Raw genomic sequence first — 9829 nt, 5'->3', positions numbered from 1 at the left:
CGACGCACGACAAAAAGCCCGCCTAGGCGGGCTTTTTTGCGATCGCAGGAAACAGGAACGCCCGCGAGAGCGGGCGCACCGGATTTACGCTGCTGCCTGCAGACCCTTGACGGCTGCGGCGAGGCGGCTCTTGCTGCGAGCGGCCTTGTTCTTGTGAACGATCTTCTTGTCGGCGATCGTGTCGATCGTCTTCACGGCAGCCTTGAACAGCTCGGCAGCCTTTGCCTGGTCGCCGGCTTCAACAGCCTTGCGAACCGACTTGATCGCGGTACGGAATTTCGAGCGCAGCGCCGAGTTGTGCGAATTTGCCTTCGCGGCTTGGCGGGCGCGCTTGCGTGCTTGTGCGGAGTTAGCCATGACGGTTCCTTATCCTGTCCTGTTTCCAGAGCTTGGAGCCTGACGGCCAAGCGCTGCTTTTCGATCCGTCCCCTGAGAACGATTGCCCAGGGGCGCATAAAAAACGGTGATTTTAACCGAGGCCGAGACATGAAAACGACAGGCGCCGTGCATGTAACAGGCTCAGAAACCGGCGATTATAGCAACAAAATCAAGCGCGTGGCAAGGTCAACGTGACGTCGGCCGGACGGGGGCGCCGGCGACGTGGGCCCTTTTCGGCATCCGTCCGTGCCGGGACACGCAACGTCCGTATAATAAGCGCCCCATGAATCTATTCCGAGCCCTGCTGACGGTCAGCGGCTTCACGCTGCTGTCGCGCGTGACCGGACTGGCCCGCGAGACGCTGATCGCCCGTGCGTTCGGCGCCAGTCAATACACCGACGCGTTCTACGTCGCTTTCCGCATCCCGAACCTGCTGCGCCGCCTGTCCGCCGAAGGCGCGTTCTCGCAGGCGTTCGTGCCGATCCTGGCCGAGTTCAAGAACCAGCAGGGGCACGACGCGACCAAGGCGCTCGTCGACGCGATGTCGACCGTGCTCGCCTGGGCGCTCGCCGTGCTGTCGGTCCTCGGGATCGCCGGCGCGTCGTGGGTCGTGTTCGCCGTCGCGTCCGGCCTGCATACCGACGGGCAGGCGTTCCCGCTCGCGGTCACGATGACGCGGATCATGTTCCCGTACATCGTATTCATCTCGCTGACGACGCTCGCGTCCGGCGTGCTGAATACCTACAAGAGCTTCTCGCTGCCGGCGTTCGCGCCGGTGCTGCTCAACGTCGCGTTCATCGCCGCGGCCGTGTTCGTCGCGCCGCACCTGAAGGTGCCGGTCTACGCGCTCGCATGGGCCGTCATCGTCGGCGGCGTGCTGCAGTTCATCGTGCAGCTGCCGGGGCTGAAGAAGATCGACATGGTGCCGCTGATCGGCCTCAACCCGGTGCGCGCGCTGCGTCATCCCGGCGTGAAGCGCGTGCTCGCGAAGATGGTGCCCGCGACGTTCGCGGTGTCGGTCGCGCAACTGTCGCTGATCATCAACACCAACATCGCGTCGCGGCTCGGGCAGGGCGCCGTGTCGTGGATCAACTATGCCGACCGCCTGATGGAATTCCCGACCGCGCTGCTCGGCGTCGCGCTCGGCACGATCCTGCTGCCGAGCCTGTCGAAGGCGCACGTCGACGCCGATTCGCACGAGTATTCGGCACTGCTCGACTGGGGGCTGCGCGTCACGTTCCTGCTCGCGGCGCCGAGCGCGCTCGCGCTGTTCTTCTTCGCGACGCCGCTCACCGCGACGCTGTTCAACTACGGCAAGTTCGACGCGCATACGGTCACGATGGTCGCACGCGCGCTCGCGACCTACGGGATCGGCCTCGTCGGCATCATCCTGATCAAGATCCTCGCGCCGGGCTTCTACGCGAAGCAGGACATCAAGACGCCCGTGAAGATCGCGATCGGCGTGCTGATCGTCACGCAGATCTCGAACTACGTGTTCGTGCCGCTGATCGGCCATGCGGGCCTCACGCTGAGCATCGGCGTCGGCGCATGCCTGAACTCGCTGCTGCTGTTCCTCGGGCTGCGCAAGCGCGGCATCTACCAGCCGTCGCCGGGCTGGCTGCGCTTCTTCATGCAGCTGATCGGCGCGGCGCTCGTGCTCGCGGGCCTGATGCACTGGTGCGCGATCAGCTTCGACTGGACCGGCATGCGCGCGCAGCCGCTCGATCGCATTGCGCTGATGGCAGCCTGCCTGGTGCTGTTCGCTGCACTATATTTCGGTATGTTGTGGGTGATGGGCTTCAAATACGCTTACTTCAGAAGGCGCGCCAAGTGACGACCGCAATGACCCGCGTCCTCGACTACTTCAGCACGCTCGTGGCGGACGACGACAGTCTGCCCGTCACGGAAACGGCGCTGTCGCTCGCACAGGACGCGTATCCCGACCTCGACCTGCAGGGCACGCTGGCCGAAATCGACATGCTGGCCGCGCGGCTGCGCCGCCGGCTCGCCGACGATGCGGAACTGAAGGACCGCGTCGCCGCGCTGAACGAGTTCTTCTTCCGCGAACTCGGCTTCGCGTGCAATCACAACGATTACTACGACCCCGATAACAGCCACCTGAACGCGGTGCTGAAGCGGCGGCGCGGGATTCCGATCTCGCTGTCGGTGCTGTACCTGGAGCTCGCCGAGCAGATCGGCGTGCCGGCGCGCGGCGTGTCGTTCCCCGGCCACTTCCTGCTGCGCGTGACGCTGCCGGACGGCGACCTGATCATCGATCCGACCAACGGCCATTCGCTGTCCGAAGCCGAGATGGTCGAGATGCTCGAGCCGTACGTCGCGCGTGCGGCGGGCGCGGTCGACAGCGCGTTGCGCGCGCTGCTGCAGCCGGCCACGAGCCGCGAGATCATCGCGCGGATGCTGCGCAACCTGAAGACGATTTACCTGCAGACGGAACGCTGGCAGCGGCTGCTTGCCGTGCAGCAGCGGCTCGTGATCCTGCTGCCGGAACAGCTCGACGAGGTGCGCGACCGCGGCTTCGCCTATGCGCGGCTCGACTATCTGCGCCCTGCGCTCGAGGATCTCGAGCAGTATCTCGGCGAGCGGCCCGATGCGGACGACGCGACCGTCGTCGAATCGCAGGTGACCGAGTTGCGGCAGCGGATGCAGCGCGACGGCGAGGACTGAGCCGTCGCGGTAGCGCCGAAGCGCCGAACGTGGAAACGCCCGCATCGCGGGCGTTTTTCATTTGCAATTGCGTGGCCCTTACTTCGGCTGCATCCGGATCGCGCCGTCGAGGCGGATCACTTCGCCGTTGAGCATCGGGTTTTCGACGATCTGCCGCACCAGCATCGCGTATTCGTCCGGTTTGCCGAGCCGCGGCGGGAACGGCACCATCGCGCCGAGCGCGTCCTGCACGTCCTTCGGCATGCCGAGCAGCATCGGCGTCTCGAACAGCCCGGGTGCGATCGTCATCACGCGGATGCCGCTGCGCGACAGGTCGCGTGCGATCGGCAGCGTCATGCCCGCGACGCCGGCCTTCGACGCCGCGTATGCGGCCTGGCCGATCTGTCCGTCGTAGGCCGCGACCGACGCGGTGCTGACGATCACGCCGCGCTCGCCACCGTCGTTCGGCGCGGTCGCAGCCATCGCAGCGGCCGCGAGCCGGATCATGTTGAAGGTGCCGACCAGGTTCACGTTGATCGTCTTCGCGAATACGTCGAGCGGATGCGCGCCGTCCTTGCCGACGGTTTTCGCGGCGGGCGCGATGCCCGCGCAGTTCACGAGGCCGCGCAGCGTGCCCGCGCGCGTCGCGGCCTCGACGGCCGCCTGCGCATCGGCCTCGCTCGACACGTCGCAGCGCACGAACAGGCCGCCCAGCTCGGTCGCGAGCGCCGTGCCGGCCGCCTCGTTCAGGTCGGCGAGCACGACCTTGCCGCCGGCCTGCGCGAGCATGCGGGCCGTCCCGGCGCCGAGGCCCGATGCGCCGCCCGTGATCAGAAAGACGTTGCCGCGAATCTCCATCACTGTCTCCTTGGTTGGGTCCGATGCCGGTCGATCGGAGGAAAGGCCGGTGCGCCGGGCTACGCGGCGCACGCGTTCGATCGATTGTACGGGGCGCCGTCGCGCGCCGGCCAGTGCGGCACGGTCGTGCGAACCCAGGTCAGACGAAACGGCTGCAGCAGACGAAAAAAAAACCGCCCGGAAGGGCGGCTTGCGGTGCACGACGCGCTGCTTACTTCAGTGCGTCGAACGCACGCTCGCGGATTTCATCGACGCTGCCGAGGCCCGAGATCTTGCGATACTGCGGGGCCTTCAGGCCGTTTTCCTCGCCGCGCTGCGCCCAGTCGCCGTAATACTTGATGAGCGGCTTGGTCTGCGCTTCGTACACTTCGAGACGCTTCTTGACGGTTTCTTCCTTGTCGTCGTCGCGCTGGATCAGCGGCTCGCCCGTCACGTCGTCCACGCCCTCGACCTTCGGCGGGTTGAACTTGACGTGGTACGTGCGGCCCGACGCCGGATGCGTGCGGCGGCCGCTCATGCGCTCGACGATCTCCGAGAACGGGACGTCGATTTCGAGCACGTAATCGATCGCGACGCCGGCTTCCTTCATCGCGTCAGCCTGCGCGATCGTGCGCGGGAAGCCATCGAACAGATAGCCGTTCGCACAATCGGCTTCCTTCAGGCGCTCCTTCACGAGACCGATGATCAGGTCGTCCGTCACGAGCTTGCCTTCGTCCATGAAGCGCTTCGCCTCGATGCCGAGCGGCGTGCCGGCCTTGACGGCCGCGCGCAGCATGTCGCCCGTCGAGATTTGCGGGATGCCGAACTTTTCCTTGATGAAGTTTGCCTGGGTGCCCTTTCCCGCGCCGGGCGCGCCCAACAGGATCAAACGCATGGTGATATCTCCAGTATGTAGATTCGTGTGGCGAGACGCAAAAGCGTCGGCGACAGCGTGCGCGGGGCTTGCCTTGCGCGCGGCGGGCCGGTCTGATGCGGCGCGTCGGCGAAAAGCGACGCGCGGCTGCCGGGCAGGCCGTGGCGGGGTCAAGCGAGGACGCGCGGGTCGCGGACGGCTCGCAGAATCGCCTGATTATGCCACGGGTTATTTTGAACCCGGCCGAAAAAGGGCCTGCACGCGTGCAAGATCGGCTGGCGTGTCGATGCCGGCTTCGGGCGCATGTTCGGTGATCAGCACCGCGATGCGCTCGCCGTGCCACATCGCGCGCAGCTGTTCGAGCTGCTCGGCCTGCTCGATCGGCGCCTGCGCGAGCGACGGATAGGTGCGCAGAAAACGCGCGCGATACGCGTAGAGGCCGATGTGACGATGGACCGGAAAGGCCGGTGCCGGCATGGCCGAGACGTCGGGCCAGTGCGGCTGGTACGCATCGCGGCTCCACGGAATCGGCGCGCGCGAGAAGTACATCGCGACGTTGCGCGCGTCGAGCGCGACCTTCACGATGTTCGGGTTGAACACGTCGGCGGCGGCGTGGATCGGGTGCGCCGCGGTCGCGATCGCGCAGTCCGGATGCGCGGCGAGGTGCGACGCTACGTCGCGCACGAGCGCCGGGTCGATCAGCGGTTCGTCGCCCTGCACGTTGACGACGACGGTGTCGTCGCTCCACCCGAACGTTGCGGCGACTTCCGCGAGCCGGTCGGTGCCCGACGGATGGTCGGCGCGCGTCAGCACCGCTTCGAAACCGTGCTCGCGGGCCGCGTCGAGCACGCTCTGCGCGTCGGACGCGACGAGCACCTGCTGCGCGCCCGCTTCGCGCGCGCGCTCGGCGACGCGCACGACCATCGGCTTGCCGCCGAGGTCGGCGAGCGGCTTGTTCGGCAGACGCGTCGACGCGAGCCGGGCAGGAATGACGGCGATGAAGGGCTGCGGATGAGTCATCGGGGCTGGGCGGTGAGAAGAGCGGGGCGGGCGGTGCGTCGAAGGCAGGCCGTCCGGGGCCGGGGCCGGCACGCGGCCGCGGCGAACCGCGGCCAGGCGCCGGTGCAGGGGGGCGGCGTCAGCTGCCGGCCGGGCCGGCGGGATCGACCGGCGTGCCTTCGACGGTCTGGCGCGCTTCGTCGACGAGCATCACGGGGATGCCGTCGCGGATCGGGTAGGCGAGCTTGTCCGCGTTGCAGATCAGCTCCTGCGCGGCGCGGTCATAGTGGAGCGGGCCTTTGCAGATAGGGCACACAAGGATTTCAAGCAGGCGAGCGTCCACGGAGTTTCTCCACAACGAGGGCAATGAGGCGAGGATCGAGCGCGGCTTCGACGGGGACGACCCACAGCCGAGCGTCGCGCCAGGAAGCGCCCAATTTTACTGCATCCTTCTCGGTGATCAGGATCGCATCGACCGCGTCGTCGACGAACGGATTGTCGGCGAACGCGTAGTGGTCGGGCAGCGCGCGCGTCGCCGGTGCGAGCCCGGCCGCGCGCAGCGTCGCGAAGAAGCGTTCCGGCGCGCCGATGCCGGCCGCGGCGAGCACGCGCTCGTTCGCGAACTGCGACAGCGGACGGCGCAGCGCCGGCTGGTCGAGGTGCCACGCGGCGCCCGGCGTGAGCGCCAGCGCATAGGTGTCGGGCCACGGCGGCAGCGCACCGCTGTACGGATCGTTGACGAGCGTCGCGTCGCGATGGCGCGACAGCGGCTCGCGCAGCGGCCCGGCCGGCAGCAGGAAGCCGTTGCCGCCGAGCCGGTGGTCGAACACGACGAGCTCGACCGTGCGTGCGAGACGGTAGTGCTGGAGGCCGTCGTCGCTGACGATCACGTCGACGTCCGGGTGCGCGGCGCGCAGCGCCTGTGCGGCCGCGACGCGGTCGGGGCACACCCACACGGGCGCGCCGGTGCGGCGCGCGATCAGCAGCGGCTCGTCGCCACCCGCGCTCGCGCGCGATGCGGGTGTGACCGCGGTGGGTGCCTTCACGTTCGCGCCGTAGCCGCGCGACACGACGCCCGGCGTGAACCCGGCCGCGCGCAGCGCGTCGACGAGCGCGATCACGGTCGGCGTCTTGCCGGTGCCGCCGACGGTCACGTTGCCGACCACGACGACGGGCACGCCGACGTCGACCGGTTGCTTCCAGCCCTGCGCATAGGCCGTGCGGCGCAGCGCCGCGCACAGGCCGAACACGCACGCGAACGGCGTGAGCGCCCAGGCGAGGGCGCCGCGTCGCTGCCATTCGCGCGTGAGGCCTGCTTCGAGCCGCGCGAGCGGGCCGCCGGGCGCGCTCATCGGGCCGGATGCGGCGCGTCGTGCACCGCGGCGTGGGACGGATTCATCAAGACGGATTCTCCGTTGGGCGGCGCATGCCGCAAGGTCTTCGGAAGGCGGCACTCTAGCGCGCCGCACGCGGGCGCGGCAAGCGCGGCCGGGCGACGCATTCGATGGGGGCGGATCGGAACGGCTTGTGGATAACTCTGTGAAAAACTCGCCGCCCGCTCGCGCCAAACGCCCGCCGGATGGACTTCGAATCGGCGTCGAACAAAACCGTAATGTTTAAAAATATATAAAAATCAAAGTGTTACATCGAATTGTCTGGTTTTTTTCGGGGTTTTCAAGTGCTTTTGGCGGACGATTGCCAAAGTGTGGACACCTTCGGCGTGTTGCGGTGCGCGCGGCCGGCGCTGGACGCCGCGCGCGTGTCGGACTATCGTGTCGCCGCCAGCATTCATCCGACCGCCCATGCTTTCCGACTCTCCTTTTTCCGCTCCCGGCGCCACGCGCGGCGGTGACGAAGTGATTCCCGTTTCGGCGCTCAATCGCGCGATTTCGACGACGCTCGAGCGCTCGTTTCCGCTGCTGTGGATCTCGGGCGAAGTGTCGAATTTCACGCGCGCCGCGAGCGGCCACTGGTATTTCTCGATCAAGGATCAGCAGGCGCAGATGCGCTGCGTGATGTTCCGCGGTCGCGCGCAGTACGCGGAATTCACGCCGCGCGAAGGCGACCGGATCGAGGTGCGCGCGGTCGTCACGATGTACGAGCCGCGCGGCGAAGTGCAGCTCAACGTCGAGGCCGTGCGGCGCACGGGCCAAGGGCGTCTGTACGAGGCGTTCCTGCGGCTGAAGGCGCAGCTCGAGGCCGAGGGGCTGTTCGCTGCCGAGCGCAAGCGGCCGCTGCCGGCGCATCCGCGCGCGATCGGCATCGTCACGTCGCTGCAGGCCGCCGCGCTGCGCGACGTGCTGACCACGCTCGCGCGCCGCGCGCCGCACATTCCGGTGATCGTCTATCCGGCGCCCGTGCAGGGTGCCGGTTCCGCCGAAAAGCTCGTCGCGGCCGTGCAGACCGCGAATGCGCGGCGCGAGGTCGACGTGCTGCTCGTCTGTCGCGGCGGCGGGTCGATCGAGGATCTGTGGTCGTTCAACGACGAAGCGCTCGCACGAGCGATCGCGGCGAGCGAACTGCCGGTCGTCAGCGGCGTCGGCCACGAAACCGATTTCACGATCGCGGACTTCGCGGCCGACCTGCGCGCGCCGACGCCGACCGGCGCGGCCGAGCTGGCGAGTCCGCAGCGCGCGTTGCTGTTGCGCGAGGTTGCCGACCGTCAGCGCGCGCTTGCGCGCAGCCTGGAACGCGGGCTCGAGCAGCGTGCGCAGCAGCTCGACTGGCTCGCGCGCCGGCTGGTCAGCCCGGCCGAACGGCTGCAGCGGCAACGCACGCACGTCGAACAGCTGGCGGTGCGGCTCGCGTCGGCGGCGTCGCGGCCGGTGCGCGATGCGCGTGCGCGTTTCGCGCTCGCGCAATTGCGCTGGCAGCGCGCGCGGCCCGACCCGGCGCAGGCGCGTCAGGTACTCGCCGGGCTGTCGCAACGTCTCGCGGTGGCGCTGCAGCGCCGACACGAGCGCGATACCGCGCGCGTATCGGCCTGCGCGGCGCGGCTCGAGGTGCTGAGCCCGCAGCGCACGCTCGAGCGCGGCTATGCGGCGCTGATCGACACGCAGACCGGCCGCGCGGTGCGCGCGCCGAGCGCGCTGAAGCCGCAGCGCCGACTTACCGTGCATCTCGCCGAAGGCTCGGCCGACGTGTCGCTCGCCGACGTGCAGCCGCGGCTGTCCGACACGATCTGACGACGACGGCGCAAGCGAAACGAAGGCCGCGCGCCCGGCGGTGCGGATATACCGGACGCCGGACGCGGGAACGGATGCTGCGCATCGTCGTCTCGTCCTGCCGGATGAAGCGCCAGCGGCGATTTTCTGCATACCGCGGATAAATGCCCGTGAGTTTGCGGGGATATTCGGACTCGCCTACAATCGGACGCTCGGCAGCATTCAACACAGCCTCCCTACATACTCAACGAAGGAATCGCCATGGCTCATACGCTCCCGCCGCTCCCGTACGCTGAAGACGCACTCGCGCCGACCATCTCGAAAGAGACGATCGAGTATCACTACGGCAAGCATCACCAGGCATATGTGACGAACCTGAACAATCTGATCCCGGGCACGGAATTCGAAAACCTGTCGCTGGAAGAGATCGTGAAGAAGTCGTCGGGCGGCATCTTCAACAACGCCGCGCAAATCTGGAACCACACGTTCTTCTGGAACAGCCTGTCGCCGAACGGCGGCGGCGCACCGTCGGGCGCGCTGGGCGACGCGATCAACGCGAAGTGGGGTTCGTACGACGCATTCAAGGAAGCGTTCACGAAGGCCGCGGTCGGCACGTTCGGTTCGGGCTGGGCATGGCTCGTGAAGAAGGCCGACGGTTCGCTCGACATCGTGTCGACGAGCAACGCCGCCACGCCGCTGACGACGGCCGACAAGCCGCTGCTGACGATCGACGTGTGGGAACACGCGTACTACATCGACTACCGCAACGCACGTCCGAAGTTCGTCGAAGCGTTCTGGAACATCGTGAACTGGGACTTCGCAGCGAAGAACTTCGCGTAAGTCCGGGCATCCTGCGCGCCTCCGCGGCGCGCGGCACTGTCAAGTCCTGGAATAGGTTGACAGTATCCAGACG

General features: G+C 67.7%; 10 protein-coding genes. 4 read left to right on the top strand and 6 right to left on the bottom strand.

Annotated features, from left to right (window positions below):
- Positions 1-84 precede the first annotated feature (84 nt).
- Positions 85-357, bottom strand: a complete 273-nt coding sequence (gene rpsT / locus ACV22W_RS33210; protein WP_006482211.1) for a 30S ribosomal protein S20 — start codon at positions 355-357, stop codon at positions 85-87.
- Between the two features lie 304 nt (positions 358-661).
- On the opposite strand from rpsT, the gene murJ reads away from it, so the two are divergent.
- The gene (murJ, locus tag ACV22W_RS33205) at positions 662-2212 is read left to right on the top strand and encodes a murein biosynthesis integral membrane protein MurJ (RefSeq protein WP_059527801.1); all 1551 of its coding nucleotides are present in this window, start codon (positions 662-664) and stop codon (positions 2210-2212) included.
- An 8-nt stretch (positions 2213-2220) separates the two neighbouring features.
- A complete protein-coding gene (locus ACV22W_RS33200) occupies positions 2221-3063 on the top strand; it encodes a SirB1 family protein (protein WP_448023761.1) in 843 nt (280 codons plus the stop codon).
- Between the two features lie 78 nt (positions 3064-3141).
- Here the strand turns inward: ACV22W_RS33200 and ACV22W_RS33195 are convergent, their stop codons facing one another.
- The 5 genes from ACV22W_RS33195 to lpxK all read right to left on the bottom strand — a co-directional run bounded on the left by ACV22W_RS33195 (position 3142) and on the right by lpxK (position 7104).
- The gene (locus ACV22W_RS33195; RefSeq protein ID WP_448023760.1) at positions 3142-3900 is read right to left on the bottom strand and encodes an SDR family NAD(P)-dependent oxidoreductase; all 759 of its coding nucleotides are present in this window, start codon (positions 3898-3900) and stop codon (positions 3142-3144) included.
- A gap of 211 nt (positions 3901-4111) precedes the next feature.
- Positions 4112-4774 carry an adenylate kinase gene (gene adk, locus ACV22W_RS33190; RefSeq protein WP_059607999.1) on the bottom strand — a complete coding sequence of 221 codons (663 nt, stop codon included), beginning with the start codon at positions 4772-4774 and terminating at the stop codon, positions 4112-4114.
- A gap of 207 nt (positions 4775-4981) precedes the next feature.
- The gene (kdsB, locus tag ACV22W_RS33185) at positions 4982-5773 is read right to left on the bottom strand and encodes a 3-deoxy-manno-octulosonate cytidylyltransferase (RefSeq protein WP_448023758.1); all 792 of its coding nucleotides are present in this window, start codon (positions 5771-5773) and stop codon (positions 4982-4984) included.
- A gap of 118 nt (positions 5774-5891) precedes the next feature.
- Complete coding sequence (locus ACV22W_RS33180) at positions 5892-6095, bottom strand: Trm112 family protein (RefSeq protein WP_006750935.1); 204 nt, start codon at positions 6093-6095, stop codon at positions 5892-5894.
- Complete coding sequence (gene lpxK / locus ACV22W_RS33175) at positions 6076-7104, bottom strand: tetraacyldisaccharide 4'-kinase (protein WP_448023757.1); 1029 nt, start codon at positions 7102-7104, stop codon at positions 6076-6078. Before lpxK ends, ACV22W_RS33180 begins: the two co-directional genes overlap by 20 nt.
- A gap of 450 nt (positions 7105-7554) precedes the next feature.
- Between lpxK and xseA the strand changes: the two genes are divergently transcribed.
- Together xseA and sodB are read left to right on the top strand one after the other, a co-directional pair.
- The gene (gene xseA, locus ACV22W_RS33170) at positions 7555-8937 is read left to right on the top strand and encodes an exodeoxyribonuclease VII large subunit (protein ID WP_448023756.1); all 1383 of its coding nucleotides are present in this window, start codon (positions 7555-7557) and stop codon (positions 8935-8937) included.
- A gap of 240 nt (positions 8938-9177) precedes the next feature.
- Positions 9178-9756: a superoxide dismutase [Fe] gene (sodB, locus tag ACV22W_RS33165; RefSeq protein ID WP_044848579.1), complete on the top strand. Its 579-nt coding sequence runs from the start codon at positions 9178-9180 to the stop codon at positions 9754-9756.
- Positions 9757-9829 lie beyond the last annotated feature (73 nt).

The organism is Burkholderia sp. AW49-1 (assembly GCF_053427845.1).
This window is presented reverse-complemented; position numbering and strand designations above follow the sequence as displayed.